We start from the raw sequence: 22742 nt of genomic DNA, 5'->3' as shown, positions 1-22742 counted from the left end.
ACGAGAAGAAGACAAAAGGACATGCAGGACATGGCAGCGAGCAGACCCGGTGCGGCGAGGCGCACCGCAGACGATTACGCAATGAACGGAACGGTATTCGGAGTGATCGTCGCGATCAGTTTCTGTCACCTTCTGAACGACATGATGCAGTCGCTCCTGCCTGCCATCTATCCCGCGCTCAAGACCGACCTGCATCTGAACTTCGGGCAGATCGGTCTGGTGACGCTGGCCTACCAGATCACCGCCTCGATCCTTCAGCCTCTGGTCGGTCTCTACGCCGACAAGCGCCCGACCCCGCTGGCCCTGCCTGGCGGCACGCTGTTCTCCCTCGCAGGGCTGACCGTACTCTCCGCCGCCCACAGCTATGGCCTGGTCCTCGTCGGCGCCTCGCTGCTGGGCATGGGGTCTTCGGTGTTCCACCCGGAGTCCTCGCGTGTCGCGCGCATGGCGGCCGGCGGGCGTCACGGGTTGGCCCAATCCCTGTTCCAGGTCGGCGGCAATGCCGGACAGGCACTCGGACCGCTGGCCGCCGCCCTCGTCGTGGTGCGGTGGGGACAGTCCAGTCTGGCCTTCTTCGCGCTGCTGGCCTTGCTTTCCGGCGCGGTGCTGTGGAACGTCGCTGCCTGGTATCGCAACCACGGCCTCCAACGGCTTGCTGCCGGTCGCAAGACAAAGCCGGAACTTGCCCTCCCCAAGGGCCATGCGGCGCGCGGCATCGCGATCCTGCTGGCACTCATCTTCTCAAAATACGTCTACCTCGCCAGCCTGACGAGCTACTTCACCTTCTACCTGATCCACCGCTTTGGACTTTCGGTGCAGAACGCCCAGTTCCACCTGTTCGCGTTCCTGGCCGCCGTGGCCGTCGGCACCGTGATGGGCGGGCCGCTCGGCGACCGCTTCGGGCGCAAGTACGTGATCTGGTTCTCGATCCTCGGCGCCCTGCCGTTCACTCTGCTGCTGCCCCATGCCAGCCTGTTCTGGACCGGCCCGCTGACCGTGGCGATCGGCCTGATCCTGGCCTCCGCCTTCCCGGCGATCGTCGTCTTCGCGCAGGAACTCGTGCCTGGCAAAGTCGGAATGATCTCCGGCCTGTTCTTCGGCTTCTCGTTCGGCATGGGCGGCCTTGGAGCGGCCGTACTGGGGTGGCTGGCCGACCGGACGAGCATCGACACGGTCTACCAGATCTGCGCTTTCCTGCCCGCTATCGGTTTGCTGACGGCGTTCCTGCCACGCGTGGGCAAGGACTGATCCCTTCCGAAAGGACACGCCCGCACCGGCGACCTTGCCGGTCGTCGGTGCGGGCGTGCATGATCGGCCTTTAAAAGTCGACCGTGACGGAGAGCCACAAGCGGCGGCCTTCCTGGTTGATCGAATAAGCCGGGGTATAGGCGGTCAATATTCCGCTCCGATAAGGCACATAGACGGCATAGTCCGTGTCGAACACGTTGTAGACGGTCGCAGCCAGGCGGAAAGCGGGGGCGATCTGGTAGGATCCGCCGAGGTGGAATACCTCGTAGCTGCGGAAGTCTCCCACCGCCGTTTGCTGGGCGTTGTTGCCGCGATAGCGGCTCGACCGGACTTCGGCCCGTGCCCAGAGGCTGGCGGCGTCACTGACCTTCCAGCGCAAGTTGCCGTTCAGCATGTGCTTGGGCATGCCGATCAGCGGCAGGCCCTTCTCGCTGCCGCTGAGCTGCTCGGTCTCGGTATAGGTATAGTTGACCGAGACCGAGACGGCAGGCGTGAAGGCCAGGCGCGTTGCCACTTCCACGCCGCGCGTGCGCGCCTTGTCGATGTTGATCGACTGGCCGAACAGGTCGACCGCGGGGAAGTTGCCGACATCGAGACAGCCCGGACGGTTCGGATTCCCCGCGAAGGAACAGTTGGGAATACCGGGGCCGCTGGCGATCTTGTCGTCGAAGTCGTTGTTGAACAGGGTGACGTTGCCGCTGAACATGCCCTTGTCGTCGAAGTAGAGGCCCGCTTCGTAGCTGGTGCTGGTCTCCGGCGTCAGGCCGGGCGTTCCGATCAGCGGCACGCGGCCCTGACTGCCGAAACCGATGATGCCGCTGGCGATCTGCTCGACGCGCGGGGTCTTGAAGCCGCGGCTGACGCCGCCCTTCAGCGTCAGTGCATCGGTCATGTTCCAGACTGCATAGGCACGGGGCGACCACTTGTTGCCGAACGTGGAATGATCGTCATAGCGGGCGCCGCCGGTCAGGTTGAAGCCGTCCACGACCGTCACCGTCGCTTCGGCGAAAGCCGCCCACTGGGTGAACTTGAAAGGCGCCGGTGCCACGCCGTCGACCATGCGGGCACGCCAGTACTGGCCGCCGACCGTGAAGGCGACCGGCCCCGCCTTGCCTGCGAAACGGCTGTCGACGATGTCGTTGCGCGCCTTCAGGCTGCGCGCGCTGCCCGGCGTGGCGCCGGGGGTGCCATTAGGGATCAAACGACCGATGGTCTCGGTCTCGTTGCGGGTCAGCGTGGTATCGAGCTGGCCGAAGTCGCCTGCCCGCCAGGTATGGGCGGCGACGTAATTGGTGCGGTTGAACTTCTGCTTCGGCGCATAACCGCCCGATCCCAGGGTGCCGAGCTGGCCCTCGGTATTGTCGTAGATCTGCTCGTTGCGGTCGAACTCGAACCAGAGATCGTGATCGGCATGAGGCGTCAGGCTGAGACGACCGCCATACGTGTAGATGTCGGAGCGAACGGGGTTGCGGCCCAGCGTCAGGGCGGGATCGCCCGGAATCTCGATGTTGGAACTCTCGCGATGAAGGATGCTGCCGCGCAGGGTCAGGCCGACCAGATCCTTGACCACCGGCCCCTGCGCGAAACCGTTGATGGACTGGATGTTCCCGAAGCGATCGTCTTCCTGGATCGTGCTTTCGGCCGTCGCCGTCCCCACCCAGCGGCTGCCGACCTTGCGGGTGATGATGTTGACAACACCGCCCATCGCATCCGAACCATAGAGCGTGGACATCGGGCCGCGTACGACCTCGATCTGCTGGATCGCCGAGAACGGCGGCATGAAGCTGGTGGACGTCTCGCCGAAACCGTTGGGCGTGACCCCGCCCGGCGCGTTCTGACGGCGTCCGTCGATCAGGACCAGCGTGTAGTCGCTGGGCATGCCACGGATCGAGATGTTGAGGCCGCCGGTCTTGCCCGCCTCGCCGCCGACGTCGATGCCCTGAACATCCTGCAGCGCCTCGGCCAGACTGACGAAACGCTTGTCCTGAAGCTCGGTGCGATCGATCACCGTGATGCTGGCGGGCGCCATCGAGATGTCCTGGGCATAGCCCGCCGCCGTCACCACGATCGGTTCGCCGTCGCCCGCCTCTTCGGCCCGGCCGGGCTGCGCCGCCAGCGCCGCCATGGCCATGATGCTTGCCCCCGCCAGTCGGCGCTTCGGTTGCCCGGATAATGTCGTCACACCTGTTCCCCTGAAACTTGCAAGTGCGAATGACTTGCATTTGCAGGCCACTGGTTACGAGGGTGGCTCTCTGTCAATCTCTGGTCGGGGAACATGCCTTCCAGACATAAAATGTTACGGCGCGCAAACTTCCACGCACCGAAACTATGAGGTTTGCTAATGGAATATTGTCGGATGTTTCCGGATACGCGGTTGAATTCCGAAGGCCTGAGCGCCTTCCGCTGAGTGCCCGCATACCGACTCCCGCTTGTCGATGTACCTGCCCTTCGCCCCCCTCACCTCCGGTCGAAAGCAGCGAAAATCCCGTAATATGGATTGCTATTCCAAATATATAGAAGATGTTGGTGCCCGGAAAACAATAATTTGTCGGACTAATGAACACATCAGCTATCCATTCTCCACTAGAGCGGATTTCGATCAGTCTGGATCATAGCCGCAAGAGCTGAAGTAATTGGCGCATTCCGTGGGTTGGAAGATGTCGACGAGCTTGCCGATCAGGCTCCACAGGCCGCTGACCGTTCGCTCGCCGATTTTCCTGAGCAACGCCTTGAGGCGGGAGAAGGCCTTCTCGATCGGATTGAAGTCTGGGCTGTAGGGCGGAAGGAAGCGCAAGGTCGCGCCTGCAGCTTCGATCCGATCCCGGACTGCCGGACGTTTATGGCTGGACAGATTGTCCATTATGACGACGTCACCGGGCCGCAGTTCGGGTACGAGTACCTGGGCGACGTAGGCCTCGAACCAATCGCCGTTGATGGGACCGTCCAGCACCATTGGCGCGACCATGCCGGTCATGCGCAGAGCGGCGACCAGCGTGGTGGTCTTGCGGTGCCCGTGAGGGAAACCCATCCGCAGTCTCTCGCCTTTGGCGCAGCGGCCATGACTGCGGGTCATGTTGGTGGCGGTCCACGTTTCATCGATGAAAACCAGGCTTCCGGGTTCGAGATCAACCTGCCCCTCGAACCAATCATGCCGTTGCTTCAGGACGTCGGGACGGTCCTGCTCGATTGCATGGCCAGTCTTTTTTTGCGCGTCATGCCCCGACGCACGAAGAACCGATGAAGCCCGGCTACCGAGACGATCAGGTCGGCGCGGGCCAGCGTCACCCGCAGTTCTTCCAGCGAAATGTCCTTCCGCGCCTCCCAGATAGAGAGGACTTCCGCTGCTCGCTCCTCGATCCGGCGTGAACGCACATCACCACCTTGCGGTTTGGCGGCAAAGGCGCCCGTGTCGCGCCGACGCGCATGCCAACGGATCGCCGTCGAGGGGGCAACGCCAAATCGGCTTGCCGCCGCCCGGCAACTCAATCCGTTATCGATCGCTGCCAGAAGCCGAGCGCGCAAATCCATCGAAAGCGGGTGACCCATCCATGCCAGCCTCCTTCACCAGCAGGGATTAGGAATCACAAAACGCCATCGCAGGGAATCCCCATCGATTCATACCGGTCGAAATCCGCTCTAAATCAGTTGAGAACAGGATGCGATAAATGACGAAGAACCGGCAATGGAAACGCATCGCCTGCCATGCGGCGGCAACCACGATCTTGGCGGGCAACTGGGCAGTTTCCGCCGGGGCCGAGGAGGCTCCGCCACCTGAAGATCCGCAGATCGTCGTGACAGGAACCCGCGCCAGTCTCGAATCGGCGATCGCCCGCAAGCGCAGTGCGGATACCGTGGCGGATTCGATCGTGGCGGAAGACGTTTCCCAGTTCCCCGACAAGAACATCGGCGAGGCACTGCAGCGGATCACCGGCGTCCAGTTGCAGCGGGAGTTCGGCGAAGGCGTCGCCGTCTCCATCCGCGGCGTCGAGCCGGACCTCAACCGCGTCGAGATCAATGGCGTCTCCCTGCTTGGCAATAGCGGCAGCGGCGAGCGCGGGGCCGACTTCCGGGAACTCGCCTCGGAACTGGTCAAGTCGATCGACGTCTTCAAGGGCTATACGGCCGACATGACCGAAGGCGGCATCGGCGGCACGGTATCGATCCAGACCCGCAAGCCGCTGGAACTCAAAAAACCGCTCCTCTCGGCCATGCTCTCGGGCCAGGTGCTGGACGGCGCCGACAAGACGGTAAGGCCCCGCGCCAACCTGACGGCGGGACGCAAGTTCCTGGACGACCGTCTTGGCGTGCTGTTCAACGTCACGTACGATCACAATCTCACGCGCGGCGACTTCATCCGTAATACCGAGTGGGTGCGCCTTGCAGACTTCAACGGCGACGACCGGGTCGTCGTGCCCAATCCGAACTTCAGCGACATCACCTCGCTGGCCGGTTGCCGCCGGGTTCCGCAGGGACCGGACTTGCGCGCGGCCTGTCAGCGGCAGTTCTACGACAATACGCCGCGCATTCCCCGCTACGGCATCTGGACGCGCGACGACAAGCGCATCTCGGCCACGGGAACCCTGCAATACCAGTTCACCGACAATCTCAATGCCTGGGTAGAGGGACAATACAACCGCCGCCGCAACCGGATGATCGATTACAACTATGCGATCAACCTGGCAGCCGCCACGCGCTTCGCCACCGGCTCGGTGGTCACGGACGAGAACAACAACGCGATCAAGCTGATCACGGCGCCCACCGCGCCCACCGACACCTCCGGCGCGGGCTCCATCTTCAGCTCGACCAAGCGCGACTTCATCTACAACCAGCGCTCGCGCTATCTCTCGGGCGGTTTCGACTGGGAGATCGATCGTCTTCACCTGACCGGCCTTGCCGTCTCCTCGAAAGCCACGGTGAAGAGCGACAGCAAGACGATCAGCCTCAGCGCTTCGATCCCCTCGATCGCGGTCGCACTCGATCCGGATACAGGCATCCCCCGTTTCACGTTCCCGGAAGGCTACGACCCCGCCAACATTTCCACTTACACGAGCGGCATCCGTCCTGTCGGCCCTTCGCTGGAGTATCGTCCGGACGAAGTGACCACAAAGGAAACCCAGTTCAAGCTGGACGCCGATTACGATCTGGACAGCCCGGTGCTGCGCAGCCTTGAGGCGGGCGTGCAGTACAGGAAGTCGGGATCGCTGCGCTATCGCGGCGGCGGACGCGTCGAGCCGGATAGAACCACCGTGCCCACTGCCAATGTCGATTATGACGTTGCCATCCGCTCGAACGGCGCAACCGCACTGGTCTGGACTCCGGAAAAGCTCGCGCAGTTCATCGCCGTTTCCTCGGAACAGACCCCCGGCACTTTCTTCAACGGCGGCGACATCGACACGACCGACCTGCCGCAATCCTGGCTCGCGCCGAACTTCAATGCCGTGGCCGACTATTTCGACCTGTCGGGCTTCAACCGCGACTGCATCCGGACCTGCAACGGTCTGGCGCAGATCCCCGATCACGACTTGTCCGAGACGATCGCCGCGACCTATCTCAAGGCCAACCTCGAAGGCGAACTCTTCGGTCTCTCGCTCTCCGGCAATGTCGGCGTGCGCTATGTTACCACCCGCACCCATGTGACCGGCTCCAACGTCCGGCGCGAGCGGGTGACCGATCCCGTCAGCGGCACCAACAGCATCGTGATCGTCGGCACCCAGTCGGTAACGCTGAACAACCGCTACGACGACATCCTGCCCAGCGCCAACCTGTCGGTGGATTTCGGCCGCAACATCACACTGCGCCTCGGCTATGCGAAAGTGATGGCCCGTCCCAAGCCGACCGACCTCGTGCCCAATGCCAACTGCATATACGACCTCACGCTGGATGCCGAGGAAGGCGCGCTCGACACCTGCGCGGCGGGCAATCCCGACCTCAAACCCTACCGTGCCAACCAGTTCGACGTGAACCTGGCCTGGTACGCCAACCGCGACACGCTGTTCAACGCCTCGTTCTTCTACAAGGACGTGAAGAGCTTCATTCTCGGCCGCACGCTGCGTACCGGGGTGGACCTGTTCAAGGACGGGATCCTCTACGACGTGACCCAGCCGATCAACGGCGGCGGCGCCAAGATCCGCGGCGTGGAGCTTTCCGCGCAGACGGCCTTCACTTTCCTGCCCTCCCCGCTCGACGGCTTCGGGGCCATCGTCAACTATACCTACAGTACCGCGAAGGACGTCGGCCTTTATAACGAACTCGACGGTTCGGAGCTGGACTTCCCCGGACTGTCCAAGCACAGCTACAACCTGATCGCCTACTACGACAAGTACGGCGTCAATGCGCGACTGGCCTATAACGGCAGAAGCAAGTACCTGCTGACCGCCGCCGAACGTTCCGGCAATCCGGTGTACCGGGATGGCACCGGCTATCTGGATGCCCGCGTCTCCTACCGGATTCCGGGGACAGGCGTCTCGGTCTTCGTGGAGGCCAAGAACCTTACCGGCGAAACGGAACGCGCGACGGCGGGGGACATGCGCCTCACGGAAATCAGCTATCCGGGCAAGCGCTACCTCGCCGGGGCGACGATGCAGCTCTGAGACTGCCCGGCTGCGGACCGGGTTAATCGACAGCCCGCAATTCGGCCGTGCCGGATTTCAACCCTTCGGCCGTTGCGGTGATGGTGAAACGCCCCCTCCCCGCACCGCGTACGAGCGCAACGGCCATGCCGCCATCGGCGGCACGGCCGTGCGCGGGAAACGGCGTGTGATCGACCGAGGAACCGTTGTCGGTCGCAACGATCTCGCCCGCGCCGCTGACCGCAAAGTGCAGGCGATGGGTTGCGGAAGGCACCGTGACACCTTTCGCATCGACGACCCGGGCACGAACATAGGTCATGTCGTCGAAGTGCGATCCCACCTGGGGTTCGTCGGCCTGCAAGGCGATCCGCACCGGCGCGCCCGCCGTCCTCAGACTGTCCGAAACGCCCGCGCTACCGGCATCGCGGCAGACGGCACGCACTTCGCCCGGCACGTAGCGAACCGGCCAGCGGCGCGGAGACGCATCCTGGTGGATAGTCTGGATGCCGAGCGAGCGACCGTTGAGGAAGGCCTCGATCTTCTGGCAATTGCTGTAGACTTCGATCGTTTCCTCATGCGGCGCGCGATCGTCCGGCGTCCAGTCGTCGAACAAGGCGACTTTCGGCTTCGGCGTCGCGACGGCGATCATCGTCGGCAGGACCGGCTGGTTCGGTCCCCCTGCCCCGTCGGTGGCCGGGCCCGCCGCCGCCGGGTCGGCATTGCGCACGAGATGGACGACCGGACGCGGCGACCACCAGCTCTCGCGCTCCATGCCGCTGATCTTCTGGCGCCCCGTGCGGTCGAGCAGTCCCGCCGGATTCTGGATGTTCGGCCAGCCCGACCGGTTCGCCTCGCCGAGATAATCGACGCCGGTCCACAGAAACATGCCCGAGAACGGCGCATAGTCGCGCACCGGCACCCAGTTGCTGCGGTTATGCGCGTTTTCGGTGCCGACGATGCTGCGCTTCGGGTTTTGCCTGCTGGCCGCGATCAGTTCGTTCTCGCGGTAATTCTGGCCAACCACGTCGAGCATGTCGGCAAGGCCGTTCTCGTAGTCCCTGGTGACGTTGGGGCGGAACAGCGCCATCGTTACCGGGCGCGAGGGATCGGCGGCGTGCACGATATCGAGGATGCTGCGCAGCGCCGCCTTGGCCTGGACCGGATAGGCAGTGTCGTGGATCTCGTTGCCTGCACTCCACAGGACGATGCTGGGATGATTGCGGTCCCGGCGCACCATGTCGAGCGTGTCGCGCTTGTGCCAGTCGCCGAAGAACAGGTGATAGTCCTCCGGCGTCTTGGCGACGTTCCACTGGTCGAACAGTTCGTCCATCACGAGCAGTCCGAGCCGGTCCGTCAGGTCGAGGAACTCGGGGCTGGGTACATTGTGGGCCGTGCGCACGGCATTGACGCCCTGCGCCTTCAGCGCCGTCAGCCGCTGCCGCCAGACGGCGAGGGGAACCGCCGCGCCCACGGCGCCGCCGTCATGGTGCAGCGCGACGCCCTTGAGCTTGAAATTGCGGCCATTCAGCCAGAACCCGGTCGCCGGATCGAACCGCGCCTCGCGGATGCCGAACGCCACGTCCTCATTGTCGAGAACGCTGCCATCGGCGGCGAGCACGCGAATGGCAGCGTGATAGAGCGCAGGATCGTCGATATCCCAGCGGTGCACGAGGGCCAGCGGCAGGTCGAGCGGCAGCGTCTCGGTCCGCCCGGCGGCGAGGTGCGCAATCGGCGTTGTCCCGCGCGCGGCCTCGCGGCCCTCGGGATCGGTCAGAACCACCTCTATCCTGACCTCCCCGTCCTTGTCGGTGACGTTGCTCACGTCGGCCGCAATCGCGATCGTCGCCTGGTTCCCGCTTATCGTCCCGACCCGGACAAAGGCGCCGCCCTGCGGAATATGAATGTCGCCGGTCTCGATGAGCCGAACGTGCCGATAGAGGCCCGATCCCGTGTACCAGCGTGAGGAAGGCGCCGCCGAAGTATCGGCGCGCACGGCGATGACGTTCTTTCCGTCCGCGCGAAGATGGCGTGTCAGATCGTAGCGCTGGCTGACATAGCCCATCGGACGATAGCCGACATGGTGCCCGTTCACCCAGACCCCGCTGCGTTCCATGATGCCGTCGAACTCGATAAAGTATCGGCGGCCCGGCTGCGGCCTGATATCCAGCGTCTTGCGATACCAGGCAACGCCGCTCGGCAGGAAACCGTTCTCTCCCGCCGCCTTGGCCTTCGCATCGAAGGGACCGGCGATCGCCCAATCGTGCGGAACGGACACGGCCTGCCACGCGGAATCATCGAAAGCGAACGTTTCGGCGCCTTCAGGATCGGCCTGGAGGAAACGCCAACCGCCGGGCAGTTCGGCAACGGTGCGGGGGGCGGCCAAGGCGGTGCCGAAGCCCGCCATCAGCGCACCGAGGATCGCCAGAGGTGCCATGATGGCGCGCCGCCTGCGTGCGAAGGACCGGACGTCATTCGAATTGCCTTCGCCATCGCGGCAAGCCTTGCGCGCCAACATATCCATCTCTCTCCCGCACCGTTCCTGCAGTGCATTTTCGATTACTGCGCCTTTCGGCCCGACCGCGAAGATACTCCACTATTTGCAACAATGTTTCAATATACGGATTTTCCGATCTGCTATCTTCCGCTATCGGTATCGACGGGATTGACGCGCCTGACGATCAGTGGATCGGCGGTGGTCAGCGGCAGGACCGGCATATCTTCCACATTCCCGCCGAAAGTCGCGGCCAGCACGCTTCTGGAAAACGACGAAACCGCCGCCCGGTAGCCGACGTCGGCGGGCATCGGCTGGTCGAAGAAGATCAGGAAGTGGATGTCCTCCTCGCCCAGGACCTCGATCTGGTGCGGATAGGATCGCGGGATGAAATAGGCGTCTCCCGGTTGCAGTTCATACGTATCGACGCTGCCGTCTGGATCGAGGATCGACATGCGCGCATGGCCCTTATGGACGTATCCCATCTCGGCCGTTCCCGGATGCCAGTGCGGTTCGCGCATGCCGTTCTCGCGCACGACGACGGAGTACATCGCCAGGTTCTTCAGCGAAGGCCAGAACTGCGACCTTGCGACCCGCGCGGTGCCGTAAGGAAAGTCGATGGGAGGGGTTTCGTCGGCAATATCGAACTTGTGGGGATCGGGGTATTCGGCGGCAGCCGGGATTTCCGCCGCCGAGAGCCGCCGCACGAGAATAGGCGAGCCGGTATCGCGCCTGACCGGAGCCAGCGCCGAGGCGGGCAGGTCGAAAGTATTGCCCAGCACGGCATCCGTCATCGCGCCGAAAGCGGCATGGAGCGAGAAATCCTCGGGCCGCTCATCGCTGAACACGATGATCAGTTCCGCCATCCCTTCGCCGACGTTCTCGATGGTGTGGAGCGAGCCGGTGGGAATATGGAACATCTCACCCGGCCGGATCGTGAAGGAGCCGAAGACATCCGCCGTATCGAGTACCGAGATCAGCAGCGTGCCGGACAGGCAATAGGCCAGTTCATCGGCATTGGCATGCCAGTGCGGCTCGCGGATCGCGTCCGGCGCCAGGACCAGCCGCTTCATCGACATGCGCCGCAGCAACGGAAAATTGTCGGCGGTGAGCCTTCTCACCGATCCGAGTTCGCCTTCGTAGCTCGGGTCCGCTTTCAGTAGCGATCGCACGTGCCGGGATGCAGCCATCTTCATCTCCATGTCAGGCCATCGGACAACCGGGTTCGGTCGCCGCTGCCGTTCATGAAGGTGGGCGCGGTAAATGCGGGTAGTACCCATACCTTGGTTGGGACGCCTCGATCGATCGACTGGTCCCGTCTACCGGCCGCGCGATGCGATCGGGCCACCACTCGATCGCATCGTTTCAGGGATGTATTATTCGGAAAGCCTTTTCCGGAACAGCGCGCCGACCAGCCGGGCCTCCCAGATACGGCCCACGAAATAGAGTGCGGCAAAAATTCCGGCGAATATGTAAGCGGCTTTGGGAGAAGCCTTCCTGTCGCCGCCGCGCTTTTCGTCCTTCTTCGGCTTTTCGGGCGCGGGCGCGCCCAGCGCCTTGTCGATCGGGTTCTGAATGAGCATCGCGCTTTCCCGCTCGGCCTTCTTCAAGGCTTCGGCCTTGCCTGCCGCTTCGGCCGGGGGCTTGTCGAACTTGCCCTTGAGCACGGTAAGCTGCGCGAAGGCCAGGAACAGCAGCGGCGCCAGAAAACAGAACAGCAAGGCCCGGCTGGTCAGATTGTAATGTAGGACGTCCCCGCCTGCCCCTCGTTCTATCTGCAACACGCCGCCGTCGAACACAGACATCTTGTCCTGTGCCGCCGCGTCTATCTTGCGGAAGGTCAGGCTGTCGCTGGTCCGCTTGTGGCTGGTTCCCGTCTGCCGGAAGAGCGGCGCCAGCCTATCGAAGGCATCGTCGCCCGATTGCTCCGGAGACAGTGCCAGACTGCCCCGAACATGCCAGATCCAATTGATGAAACGTGAATGCATGAGATCGTTCTCTGGAAGAGTGCTGCGATTCTGGCGGATCCTGCCCGTTATTCCGCGGGAACGGCTGTCGTTCTGCCGAACCGCTCCTTCATGGTCTTCCAGCCTTCGGTGAAGGGGAAGGTCATCTGCTCGCGGATCGACATGCGGCGGCCGCCTTCCATTCCGAGCAGCTCCGCCTCGCCGTCCACGCACGTGCCGAACATGCGGTCGATGAAGATGAAGGTGTTGGAATAGTTGCTGCGGCTCGCTTCGAAGTCCTGCGAGTGATGCAGGCTGTGGTGCTCCGTCGTGTTGAACAGATAGCGCCACCAGCGCGGCGAGTTGAAGCGGACGTTGATGTGCTGGTACGTCCCGATCGCCATGCCGAAGGCACCGGCGAGCAGAGCAGCGCGCGGCAGGAAGTCGAAGAAACCGCCGATGCCGAGGCCAATCAGGAATAGCTCCACCGGATTGCCGACCGCACCCTTGTTGATGTTCAACTGGGTGATGTAGTGGTGCACGGAATGGGTCAGCCAGAGCGGATACCAGTTGTGCATGCCCCGGTGCATCCAGTACTGTCCGAAGTCGAAGATGAAGGCGATCAGGAAAGCCTGAAGCAGCAGCGGCAAACCCAAGAACCAGCTGAACTTGTCCCAATCGAACTGGTGCAGGATGCTCTCGATCATCACGCCGTCGCCGATATAGTCGTCGACCAGACGCAGCACGGTATAGCCCAGCCCGACGTAGAACAGGTCGGTGGTCAGTTCCTTCCAGGTCAGGCGCCAGCTTTCGTGGCGCGGGAAGGCCCATTCCATAGCCAGCAGCAGCACCTTGAAGCCGATGCCGATGCCGATCGCGGTCGATGCCTTGGCAATCGAGTTCGGTGCATAATACCAGAAGGCGATCAGTGCGAAAAGGATCGTCGGCTGGAACCAGGTGAAGACGAACTGCTTCACCGGGCCGCCTTCCACCTTGGGGATGTTCTCCCACCCCACGATGACCGGCGACTGTCCGCCTATGATCCGTTTACCTACGCGAACCCCTTCCATATGCCTGCCCTCGTAGAATATTCCACCCGTTCGAACGATCCGCTCCTGTAGGAGCGACCGCTCGCTGCGGCTCATCGAATGGGCGGGAGCCTATGCCGCTCTTCGCCCTGAGCTTGAGTCGAACATCCTGAAAGCGGCTTCTTCACGCCAGATGGCAATGCCATATGCAGAACATAGATCCGGTCTATGCCGGAACGACTGTCGCCGCGCAGACACAGAAAAGCCCCCTTGCTTATGGCAAGGAGGCCTTCAGCCGGGTCGATCCCTGGCCCGTTCGGACCTGCCGTCAGCGCGCGAGAGCCAGTTTTGCCGCAGGAGCACTGGAAGCGTCGGCGCGGCGATTCTCGATGCGATCGCGGATATCGGCCAGAACGGCAGCGCGGCAATCCTGCGCCTTGCGTTCGAGGGCGAGATGTACGCCGGCCATTTTCTCACCGCAAACCGAGCGCGCGGCATTGTCCATGCGAATGGCCAGGCGCTGTTGTCCTTCCGCCGTCGCGAGGTCCAGCCCCTTCAGGTCGAGAACGGCCTGATCGCGAGCGAACGGGTTTTCGCCGGTAGCGGCGCCGGTCTCAGCGGATGCAGTTGTCGCGAAGGCCAGCGATGCCAGCGCCAGAATGCCAATCTTCATCATCTTCTCCAAAGCGCGGATACAGGATCACATCTACGGTGACTGATGTCGCCATAGCGCTTTTGGGAAGATCTTGCAATATATCGAGCAGTTTTGACGCCCGTTGCAGTCGTTTATCGCTGCGGTATTACCAGATAGGCCAGTTCAGTAATACCTCCCAACATGCCGATCGGCAGATCGACTTGATTTACAACACTATCCTGCGCGCCTGGATTCTGCGTGACGACGGCAATACTGCGCGCGCCGGGCAAGGACCACTCACGCACGCTCTCGATCGGGAGAAGCACTTTCCAATCCCGCATGCCTTTCGCACGGACGAGATGCCCGTTGACGCGAACAAGCGCATCTGGGTTTTCGCGAGTCCCAGACAGAAGCAGGCAATCGCCGCTTTCGCACGACACCAGACGCGCCTTGTGATGAGACTCAGCCAAGGCCGGTTGCCCCAGCGCCGCGATGAGGGCCGCTCCACAAAGAGCGAGGGAATGCCTCGCCAGGTTCACCGGCGTCCCCGCCGACCGGAACCGCAATCCCTGGCCCCGCGTATGGCACCGGCCCGCGCCTCCATGCCTTCTCGCAGGACCTTGAGGACCATTCCCGCAAATACATGGAGGCCACCGGCGAGACCCGTCCGCTTTTCCGGGAGATTGGTTCTTAGGATCACCTGTCCACCTTCATCCTGCCTGTACCCGGCAAGACTGAAGACAAGCCCGTCATCGAGACAGAGGCGAATTCGTGATGGAAGGCATAGATCCGGTTGATGCCCCGGTCCGGCTACACGCGGGGATGCGCGCGGATCCGGCGGAACACCTCGTCCACGAACAGCTGCGTGGCGGTATCGCGTTCCGGCTCGGCGCGGGCGAGCAGGAAGATGTCGTAGCCCGGCTCGAAATCGCCGTGGAGCAGCGGCCAGAGCAATCCCCGCTCCACGTCGGCCTGAACGATCGAGGTCGGCAGAAAACCGACGCCCACACCGCAGAGGATCAGCCGGCGGACCTCGTTCATGTCGTCGGCGAGCGCCGCCACCCGCGTTCCCAGCCGGTAGCGGCGGCGCAAGTGGGTGATGATCTCGATCTCCCCCTCGCCCATGAGCACGAAAGCCTCGCTCTTGAGTTCCTGCGGCTGGGTGATGCGGTAGCCGAACAGCGGGTGGCTGCGGCTGCAATAGAGCTGCTGTCGCTCGACGAACAGCGGTTCGTAGACGAGGTTGCCGCGCACGCTGTTGTCGTAGCCGATCCCCACTTCGACTTCGCCCGACTCCAGCGCGTCGAGCACCTGGCGCCAGGAGGAGACCCGGATCTCGATCTGGATATCGGGGTTGCGCCGGTGGAAGCTGGCGATCGCCTCGTCGAATTCCTCGGATACGATGGCCGAAACGATCTGGATCCGCACAACGCCTTCGACGCGCTTGGTCGCCTGGGCGATCTGATGCGGCATCATCCGCGCGGATTCGAGCATGTCCTCGCAAAGCGCCATCATTGCCTTGCCCGCCGCCGTCATCTCCACCCCGCTCGCCGTGCGGTGCAGCAGGGTGGCGCCGACGTGATCCTCCAGCCGCTTGAGCGCGGCGCTGACGCTGGGCTGCTGCTTGTTGAGCTGCCGCGCCGCCGCGCCGATGCCGCCTGCCCGCACGATATCGACGAACGTGCGCATCAGGTTCCAGTCCACCCGGCTGGCGAACTTCCTGTCTGTCAGCGGCGTGCGTTCGCTCATGCCTCGTTCCGTACCTTTATCATTGGCGCCCTCGTCCCTGCCGATAGCACGGCATCGGATCAGGCTGATAGAACAGACCGGCGATGAAGCGCGAGCGCCATGTGCAGGCCCGGCTCTAACGTCCCGGTTTCAGTTCCGACCGGTTCCACCAGGAGAGCGTGTGCTCGTCATGGGCCGAGGTCCAGACGCCCTTGCGGGTCCAGCGCAAGGCGCCGCTACCCGCCGCCTTGCCCTTGCGCGCCTCGACCGTCATCGTGGCAGGGTCAATCACCGCGAAGACCTGATCGTCGGTGGTGCGCAGCCAGACCTTGCCCGCTCCGGTGTCGATATCGCCCCACTTGAGGTTGTCGCCCACCTTGATCCGCCCGGCGAGCGCATTGGTGGTGGGATCGATGCGGGCGACGGTGCCATCGCCCTGCTCCTGCACCCAGACGCCGCCTTCACCCGCGATGAGGAAGCCCGGCTCCTTGCCGAGCGGGATCGTCGCGGTGACGGCGTTGGTACCGGTGTCGATGCGCTGGAGCGACTGCTTCGCCGCGCTCACCGCCCAGACCGCGCCGAAGCCGTAGGTCAGATACCATGTCCCCGGATCGACCGGGACCGAGGTGACCACGGCGTTCGTTGCAGGATCGATGCGGGCAACGAGGCCCCCACGGTCATCGGCGCCATTGTCGCTGGCGACCCAGATCGCGCCGTCGCCCGCCACCACGTTGAGTTCACCGCTGGAAGCGATGCCGGTGGGGATCGTGGCGACCAGCTTCGCGGTCTTCACGTCGATCCGCTTGACCGCCTTCTCGTCGCAATCGGCCACCCACAGCGAGCCGGAGGCGATCGCCATCGCCCCGCAAGGATGCGCCATCGGAACCTCGGCCTGCTTGCCCTTGCGGGACCACTGCTCGACCCGGCCCTTGTTCGTCACCCAGACGGTCTTGCCGTCCACCGCGAGGAAATCCGCGAAGCCCGGCACCGGGATCACCTGCTCCGCCTGAGCGAGCGAAGGCAGGGCGGCACTGGCGGCCAGCAGCATAGCAACGAACTTGCGCATGGATTTCCCCCTTGATGACGTCTGCGGATCAGCCCTTGCTGGCGATATAGGCGCGCCAGCCGCCGAGATGCGTGATATCCTCCGCTCCGTCCAAGGCGCGCGGTTCGGAGACGAAGCCCTTGACGGTGGTGCCGTCGGCCAAGGTCACATTGCCGATCGCGAGCGGGGCGGGAACGTCCACGGTGAAGCTGCCGAATTCGGCGACGCCCAGTTCGTAGACCTCCACCTTGATCGCCGCACCGTCTTCGTCATGCACCAGCGCGGGCTTGGGCGGCACGCTGTCGGCGATGGCGTAGAGCTTGTAGCTGCTCGCGGTCTCGAAAGCGCCGACGAACTCGGCCTCGCGCGAGGTCAGCTGCCAGTGCAGTGGCATGTCCTTGAGGTGTGCACCGACGACGGCGAGTTTAACAGTCTGCATCTTTCCCTCCAGATCGAGTGGCGGCGGCGCGGGAAGATCCGCGGCCGCAAGGTAGGTGTCGGCCGCGTCCAGCAGGGCGCGGTCGGTGTCAGCGGGGCCGATCAGGGTGATCCCGAAGCCCGTTGCATTGGAGCGAATGCCCGCCGGGACCGCCAGTGCGGCCATGTCCAGCAAGTTCACGAAATTGGTGTAGAGCCCGAGATTGCTGTTGAGCGCCACCGGTGCGGCGAGCATCTCTGCCACGCGGTAAGTCGCGCCGGTGGTGGGGAAAGCGAGCATGTCGATCTCCTCCCACAGCAGGTCGGCGTGGCGCTTGAGATCAGCCATGCGGTAGATGCCGTTGAACAGCTCGACCGCGCTCATGTCCTTGCCGGGTTCGACCACAGCGCGCACGGTCGGATCGACGGCGAGTGGGTTGCTGGCGAGGATGCCTTCCATCGCGGCGGTGCGCTCGGCCACCCAGGGGCCGCCGTAGAGCAGTTGCGCGGCTTCCAGCAGCGGCGCGAGGTCGATCTCGACGATCTCGCCAAGGCCAGCCAGCGTCTCCAGCGCCTTGTCGTAGAGATATTCGGACTCGACATCGCCGAAGAACACACGCTGCTCGCGGCGCGGGACGCCGATGCGCTGCACGGCGAGCGGGCTGTCCGCCAGAGCCTTGGAGTAGGGATCAGCCACGTCGAACCCGGCCACCACCGCATCGACCAGTCGGGCATCGGCGGTATCGTCGGTGAAGACAGTGATGCAATCGATGGTGCGGCACGCTGGGACCAAGCCGCGCGTGGACCAGCGGCCCTTGGTGGGCTTCATGCCGATCAGGTGGTTGAAGGCGGCAGGTACGCGGCCCGATCCGGCAGTGTCGGTTCCCAGCGCGAAAGGCACCAGCCCCGCCGCCACCGCAATCGACGACCCAGAACTCGACCCGCCGCTGACATAGGCAAGGTTCGAGGCATTGCGCGGAATGCCGTAAGGACTGCGCGAGCCGTTGAGACCGGTGGCGAACTGGTCGAGGTTGGTCTTGCCCACGCAGACCGCCCCTGCCGCCAGCAGGCGCTCGATCACGCCTGCGTCGCTTTCGGGCTCATAGGCGAAGGCGGGACAGGCCGCCGTCGTCTCGAAACCGGCGACGTCGATATTGTCCTTCACCGCGAAAGGCACGCCCGCCAGCGGCAGGTCCTCGCCCGCCGCGACGCGCGCATCGACGGTACGCGCGGCGGCTAGCAGGTCTTCACGGCTGGCCCGGCTGATCCAGATCTGCGGCTGAACGGCATCGTAGGTCTCGATACGCGCCAGCGCATCTTCGGCAACGGCAACGGCGGTGGTCTCGCCGCTCCGGACGGCGGCGGCGATCTTGCTTGCGCTCTGGCGGTTCAAGGCAGTCATGCGCGCCTCCGCAGGGCCAGCATCGGTGCGCCGGGCTGGAGGGACTGCCCTTCGCGCATATAGAGCGCCTCCACCGTCCCGCTGCCGGGGCTTTCGACCGGACATTCCATCTTCATCGCCTCGATGACGGCGATCTTGTCGCCTGCTTCGATATGATCGCCCGCCGCGACCAGCAGCCGCGCAACGCTGCCGCCATAAGGTGCTTCCACCAGGTCCGAACCTTCCGGCAGGACGATTGTCGCTTCCGCAGGCACATCGGCCTCGTCGAGCTTCGCGGCATGGTCGAACTCGCCGAGCCGCTGCCATTCCTCGCGCTCGGCATCGAAAGCGGCCTTGCGGGTTTCCTCGAAGGCCGCGATGTCCCCGGCGTTCTCGGCCAGGAAGGCGCGATAGTCGGACAGGCGGAACTCGGAAGGCTCGATGCGGATCGAGCGGCGCCCGGTCGGGAATTCGCGGCGCCAGTCGGCCAGTTCGTCGGCGCTGACAGGATAGAAGCGGATCTGGTCGAAGAAGCGCAGCAGCCAGGGCTTGCCTTCGGTGAAGGCATCCGTCTGGCGATAGGTGTTCCAGACCTGAAGCGTGCGCCCGAACAGCTGGTAGCCGCCCGGCCCCTCCATGCCGTAGATACACATGTAGGCGCCGCCGATGCCTACCACGTTGGGCGGGGTCCAGGTCCGAGCCGGATTGTACTTGGTAGTGACCAGCCGGTGGCGCGGATCGACCGGGGTGGCCACCGGCGCGCCGAGATAGACGTCGCCCAGGCCCATGACGAGGTAGTTCGCCTCGAAGATCAGGTTCTCCACCGCGGCCTGATCGCGCATGCCGTTGATGCGGCGGATGAACTCGATATTGTCCGGGCACCAGGGCGCATCGTCGCGCACGGTGGCCATGTACTTCTCGATCGTCTCGATCGTCGCGGGATCGCGCCAGCTCAGCGGCAGGTGGACGATGCGCGAGGGGATCGCGAAGTCCTGAAGATCGCCGAGGCGCTCCTCCGCCGCGATCAGAGCGGCCAGCGCCGCCTGCTGCGTCAGTGCCGCACCGTCGAAATGCAGCTGGAGCGAACGGATACCCGGTACGATGTCGATCACGCCCGGCAGTGCCAGCCGCTCCAGCTCCGTCATCAGCGCATGGACGCGGATGCGCAGTTCGATGTCGAGGACGATCGGGCCGTACTCGACCAGGATGTTGCGGTCGCCCTGCTGACGATAGACCGTGCGCGGACGGCCCGGTGCTTCCGGAATCTCCCCGAGAATGGGCGAAAGATCCGCAACGGCGCGCACAGGTGACGGCGCCGGCAGCGCTCCGGTCGCCACCAGCTCGCGCTGGGCGGTTTCCGCTGCGATGGCGTCTTCGATCGTGACGGGCGCGAAGCGCAGGCGGTCGCCCGGCGTCAGTTGCCCGATCTTCCAGCGGTCGGCGGCGATCACCACGAAAGGACAGACAAAGCCGCCCAGCGACGGGCCGTCCGGTCCGAGGATGATCGGCATGTCGCCGGTGAAGTCCACCGCGCCGATGGCATAGGGGTTGTCGTGGATGTTGGAGGGATGCAGCCCCGCCTCGCCGCCGTCGCTGCGCGCCCAGCGCGGCTTGGGGCCGATCAGGCGCACGCCGGTCCGGTTGGAGTTGTAATGGACTTTCCACTCGGCGCCGAGGAAGGTCTCGACATCCTCTCCGGTGAAGAAGTCCGGGGCGCCGTGCGGGCCGTAGAGGACGCGCAGGGTCCAGTCGGTACCAATCTCGGGCAGGTCCACGGCGGGCAGTGCCGCTTTGGTGGCCTCTCCGGCGAGATGCAGCGTGTCGCCCGCCAGCAGGCGCCGCGCGGCATGGCCGCCGAACTGGCCGAGTTCGAAAGTGCTGCGGCTGCCGAGATAGGGCGCTATGTCCAGCCCTCCCGCGAACAGGATGTAACCGCGCAGGCCCCCGGTCGAAGCGCGGCCCAGTGCAAGCGTCTGGCCCGCCGCGATATCGATCGGTACGCCGCGCGAGACCGGAACTCCGTCCAGCGTCGCACCGAAATCGGCGCCCATCAGGCAGACACGCACCGCCGATACGAAGGACAGGGTCGGCCCGGTAACGGTAGCCTCCAGTCCCTCCGTCCCCTCCGGGTTGCCGAGCAGGCGGTTGCCGAGGCGGAACGACTGGTCGTCCATCGGCCCCGAGGGCGGCACGCCCACGCCCCAGAGCTTCTGGCGGCCCGGCCAGTCCTGCACCGTGGTCGCGGTGCCGCCGCTGACCACGCGGATCGAGCAAGGATGATAGGCGATGGCATCGAGCACGCGGGTCGAGACTTCGCCGCTGGTGAAGGCGGGCGAGCGGACGACATCGCGCAGCCAGCGCACATTGGTCTCGATGCCGTCGATCCGGCTGCGGTCGATCGCCACCTGTGCCGCCGCCACGGCTTCCTCGCGGGTCGGGGCATGGACGATCAACTTCGCCAGCATCGGATCGTACCAGGCGCTGACCATGCTGCCCGAGGAGCACCAGGTCTCGACGCGGATATCCTCGGGGAATTCGACGCAAGTCAGCTGACCCGAAGTCGGGCGATAATCGAGCGAGGGGTCCTCGGCATAGAGGCGCATCTGCACCGAATGGCCCTTGGGCGTAGGGGCCGGGCCATTGAGGAAGGCGAAATCGCCCGCGCCGCCACGCACCATCCATTCGACGAGATCGATGCCCATGACCTCTTCGGTCACGCCGTGCTCGACCTGGAGGCGGGTGTTCATTTCCAGGAAGAAGAACTCCTCGCGGTCGGCGTCGTAGAGATATTCGACCGTGCCTGCCGAACGGTAGCGCGCCGCCTCGCCCAGGCGCACGGCGGAGGCGATCAGTTCCCCGCGGACATGCTGCGGCAGCAGCGGCGCCGGGGCTTCCTCGACCACTTTCTGGTTGCGGCGCTGGAGCGAGCAATCGCGCTCGCCGAGTGCCATGACGCGGCCCTCGCCGTCTCCGAACAGCTGCACCTCGATATGGCGCGCCCGCCGCACATAGCGTTCGAGGAAGACGCTGGCATCGCCGAAATTGCTGAGGCCGAGCCGCGCGACCGTGGCGAAGCCTTCGCGCAGGTCCGCCTCGTTCTCGCAGACCTTCATGCCGATGCCGCCGCCCCCGGCGGTCGCCTTGAGGATCACCGGATAGCCGACCCCGGCGGCGGCGACCACCGCCTCTTCCTCGTCCGTCAGCAGGCCGGTTCCCGGCGCCAGCGGCACGTCATGGGCCGCCGCGAGCGCACGGGCGCTATGCTTGAGGCCGAAAGTGCGGATATTGTCGGGCGTCGGGCCGATGAAGACGATCCCCGCCTCGGCGCAGGCTTCGGCGAACTCGACGTTCTCTGCCAGGAAGCCGTAGCCGGGATGGATCGCCCCGGCGCCGGTCTGCTTCGCCGCATCCAGGATCGCGGCGATGTTGAGGTAACTTTCGGAGGCCTTGGCCGGGCCGATGAACACGGCCTCGTCCGCTTCCGATACGTGGTTCGAGCCTTCGTCCGCCTCGGAATAGACGGCAACCGACTTCAGGCCCATGCGGCGCAGCGTGCGGATGATGCGGGTGGCGATCGCGCCCCGGTTGGCGATCAGAACCGTGTCGAAGCTCATGCGACGACGATCATGCGAACGGGGGTGGGGTTGAAGCCGTTGCAGGGGTTGTTGACCTGCGGGCAGTTGGAGACGACGACGACGACGTCCATTTCCGCCCGCAGGTCCACAGTCAGGCCCGGCGCGGAAATTCCGTCGACGATGCCCAGCGACCCGTCCGGCTCGACCGGTACGTTCATGAAGAAGTTGATGTTGGAGACGATGTCCCGCTTGCCGCGTCCTTCGAGGAGATTTGCTTCCAGGAAGTTCTCGACGCAGGCGTGCTCGGCCTTCGTGTGGTGGCCGTAGCGCAAGGTATTGGACTCGCAGGAACAGGCGCCGCCGATGGTGTCATGGTAATCGACCGATGTGGCAGCGATCGTCATCAGCACATTGCCTTCGTTGGACAGCAGCTTCGTGCCCTCCCGCAGGAACAGGTTGCCCTGTGCCGAGACGGTATCCTGCGCACTGTAGCGCTCGGCATCGTCGGCGGCGGAGTAGAGCAGGAAGTCGACGGCCTGGTTGCCTTCGAGATCGACGATGCGCAGCGTCTGCCCGGCCTTGACGTGGTGCAGCCAGGGCGCGCGGGCGGGAACAACGACGTCGTGGACGATCGTGCCGGTGAGGCCGGACATGTGGGGATCGGTGCTCATGATCGCGTG

General features: G+C 64.4%; 15 protein-coding genes. 2 read left to right on the top strand and 13 right to left on the bottom strand.

Annotated features, from left to right (window positions below; translation table 11 throughout):
• The first annotated feature begins 30 nt into the window (after window positions 1–30).
• On the top strand, window positions 31–1248 hold the full coding sequence (locus AC4D6D_RS21045; RefSeq protein ID WP_491327474.1) for an MFS transporter: 1218 nt from the start codon (window positions 31–33) through the stop codon (window positions 1246–1248).
• A gap of 70 nt (window positions 1249–1318) precedes the next feature.
• Here the strand turns inward: AC4D6D_RS21045 and AC4D6D_RS21040 are convergent, their stop codons facing one another.
• Both AC4D6D_RS21040 and AC4D6D_RS21035 read right to left on the bottom strand, forming a co-directional pair.
• Window positions 1319–3379, bottom strand: coding sequence for a TonB-dependent receptor domain-containing protein (locus AC4D6D_RS21040; RefSeq protein WP_491328789.1), 2061 nt, complete (start codon window positions 3377–3379; stop codon window positions 1319–1321).
• A 468-nt stretch (window positions 3380–3847) separates the two neighbouring features.
• A protein-coding gene (locus AC4D6D_RS21035; RefSeq protein WP_491327473.1) for an IS630 family transposase occupies window positions 3848–4794 on the bottom strand; the annotation gives its coding sequence in 2 pieces (ribosomal slippage) (window positions 3848–4458 and window positions 4458–4794; 948 coding nt in all).
• Between the two features lie 119 nt (window positions 4795–4913).
• Here AC4D6D_RS21035 and AC4D6D_RS21030 point away from each other — a divergent pair.
• A complete protein-coding gene (locus AC4D6D_RS21030) occupies window positions 4914–7838 on the top strand; it encodes a TonB-dependent receptor (RefSeq protein ID WP_491327472.1) in 2925 nt (974 codons plus the stop codon).
• Window positions 7839–7860: 22 nt separating this feature from the next.
• Here the strand turns inward: AC4D6D_RS21030 and AC4D6D_RS21025 are convergent, their stop codons facing one another.
• The 11 genes from AC4D6D_RS21025 to AC4D6D_RS20975 form a co-directional block, all read right to left on the bottom strand.
• The gene (locus tag AC4D6D_RS21025; RefSeq protein ID WP_491327471.1) at window positions 7861–10251 is read right to left on the bottom strand and encodes a glycoside hydrolase family 2 TIM barrel-domain containing protein; all 2391 of its coding nucleotides are present in this window, start codon (window positions 10249–10251) and stop codon (window positions 7861–7863) included.
• Window positions 10252–10451: 200 nt separating this feature from the next.
• Complete coding sequence (locus tag AC4D6D_RS21020; RefSeq protein WP_491327470.1) at window positions 10452–11498, bottom strand: cupin domain-containing protein; 1047 nt, start codon at window positions 11496–11498, stop codon at window positions 10452–10454.
• A gap of 186 nt (window positions 11499–11684) precedes the next feature.
• The gene (locus AC4D6D_RS21015; RefSeq protein WP_491327469.1) at window positions 11685–12296 is read right to left on the bottom strand and encodes a hypothetical protein; all 612 of its coding nucleotides are present in this window, start codon (window positions 12294–12296) and stop codon (window positions 11685–11687) included.
• A 47-nt stretch (window positions 12297–12343) separates the two neighbouring features.
• The gene (locus AC4D6D_RS21010; protein WP_491327468.1) at window positions 12344–13324 is read right to left on the bottom strand and encodes a sterol desaturase family protein; all 981 of its coding nucleotides are present in this window, start codon (window positions 13322–13324) and stop codon (window positions 12344–12346) included.
• A 286-nt stretch (window positions 13325–13610) separates the two neighbouring features.
• On the bottom strand, window positions 13611–13955 hold the full coding sequence (locus tag AC4D6D_RS21005) for a UrcA family protein (RefSeq protein WP_491328788.1): 345 nt from the start codon (window positions 13953–13955) through the stop codon (window positions 13611–13613).
• A gap of 113 nt (window positions 13956–14068) precedes the next feature.
• Entirely contained in the window at window positions 14069–14455 is a 387-nt protein-coding gene (locus AC4D6D_RS21000) for a hypothetical protein (protein WP_491327467.1), read from the bottom strand.
• A 271-nt stretch (window positions 14456–14726) separates the two neighbouring features.
• Entirely contained in the window at window positions 14727–15665 is a 939-nt protein-coding gene (locus tag AC4D6D_RS20995; RefSeq protein ID WP_491327466.1) for a LysR family transcriptional regulator, read from the bottom strand.
• 115 nt (window positions 15666–15780) lie between these two features.
• Window positions 15781–16710: a Vgb family protein gene (locus tag AC4D6D_RS20990; RefSeq protein ID WP_491327465.1), complete on the bottom strand. Its 930-nt coding sequence runs from the start codon at window positions 16708–16710 to the stop codon at window positions 15781–15783.
• A 28-nt stretch (window positions 16711–16738) separates the two neighbouring features.
• Window positions 16739–18508: an allophanate hydrolase gene (gene atzF / locus AC4D6D_RS20985; protein ID WP_491327464.1), complete on the bottom strand. Its 1770-nt coding sequence runs from the start codon at window positions 18506–18508 to the stop codon at window positions 16739–16741.
• On the bottom strand, window positions 18505–22101 hold the full coding sequence (uca, locus tag AC4D6D_RS20980) for an urea carboxylase (RefSeq protein ID WP_491327463.1): 3597 nt from the start codon (window positions 22099–22101) through the stop codon (window positions 18505–18507). The genes atzF and uca overlap by 4 nt, the downstream gene beginning before the upstream one ends.
• Window positions 22098–22733, bottom strand: a complete 636-nt coding sequence (locus AC4D6D_RS20975; RefSeq protein WP_491327462.1) for an urea amidolyase associated protein UAAP2 — start codon at window positions 22731–22733, stop codon at window positions 22098–22100. The genes uca and AC4D6D_RS20975 overlap by 4 nt, the downstream gene beginning before the upstream one ends.
• Window positions 22734–22742: the final 9 nt, after the last annotated feature.

It is taken from the genome of Novosphingobium sp. BF6 (assembly GCF_058273105.1).
The sequence above is the reverse complement of the archived record's forward strand: the minus strand, read 5'-3'. Positions and strand labels throughout refer to the sequence as shown.

What these genes read in the sequence shown, in the direction of transcription:
- AC4D6D_RS20975 (WP_491327462.1), bottom strand. Translation starts at nt 22,733, where the DNA reads ATGAGCACCGATCCCCACATGTCCGGCCTCACCGGCACGATCGTCCAC.
- AC4D6D_RS21030 (WP_491327472.1), top strand. Translation starts at nt 4,914, where the DNA reads ATGACGAAGAACCGGCAATGGAAACGCATCGCCTGCCATGCGGCGGCA.
- AC4D6D_RS21040 (WP_491328789.1), bottom strand. Translation starts at nt 3,379, where the DNA reads ATGGCCATGGCGGCGCTGGCGGCGCAGCCCGGCCGGGCCGAAGAGGCG.
- AC4D6D_RS20990 (WP_491327465.1), bottom strand. Translation starts at nt 16,710, where the DNA reads ATGCGCAAGTTCGTTGCTATGCTGCTGGCCGCCAGTGCCGCCCTGCCT.
- AC4D6D_RS21005 (WP_491328788.1), bottom strand. Translation starts at nt 13,955, where the DNA reads ATGAAGATTGGCATTCTGGCGCTGGCATCGCTGGCCTTCGCGACAACT.
- AC4D6D_RS21010 (WP_491327468.1), bottom strand. Translation starts at nt 13,324, where the DNA reads ATGGAAGGGGTTCGCGTAGGTAAACGGATCATAGGCGGACAGTCGCCG.
- AC4D6D_RS21015 (WP_491327469.1), bottom strand. Translation starts at nt 12,296, where the DNA reads ATGCATTCACGTTTCATCAATTGGATCTGGCATGTTCGGGGCAGTCTG.
- AC4D6D_RS20995 (WP_491327466.1), bottom strand. Translation starts at nt 15,665, where the DNA reads ATGAGCGAACGCACGCCGCTGACAGACAGGAAGTTCGCCAGCCGGGTG.
- atzF (WP_491327464.1), bottom strand. Translation starts at nt 18,508, where the DNA reads ATGACTGCCTTGAACCGCCAGAGCGCAAGCAAGATCGCCGCCGCCGTC.
- AC4D6D_RS21045 (WP_491327474.1), top strand. Translation starts at nt 31, where the DNA reads ATGGCAGCGAGCAGACCCGGTGCGGCGAGGCGCACCGCAGACGATTAC.
- AC4D6D_RS21020 (WP_491327470.1), bottom strand. Translation starts at nt 11,498, where the DNA reads ATGGCTGCATCCCGGCACGTGCGATCGCTACTGAAAGCGGACCCGAGC.
- uca (WP_491327463.1), bottom strand. Translation starts at nt 22,101, where the DNA reads ATGAGCTTCGACACGGTTCTGATCGCCAACCGGGGCGCGATCGCCACC.
- AC4D6D_RS21025 (WP_491327471.1), bottom strand. Translation starts at nt 10,251, where the DNA reads ATGGCACCTCTGGCGATCCTCGGTGCGCTGATGGCGGGCTTCGGCACC.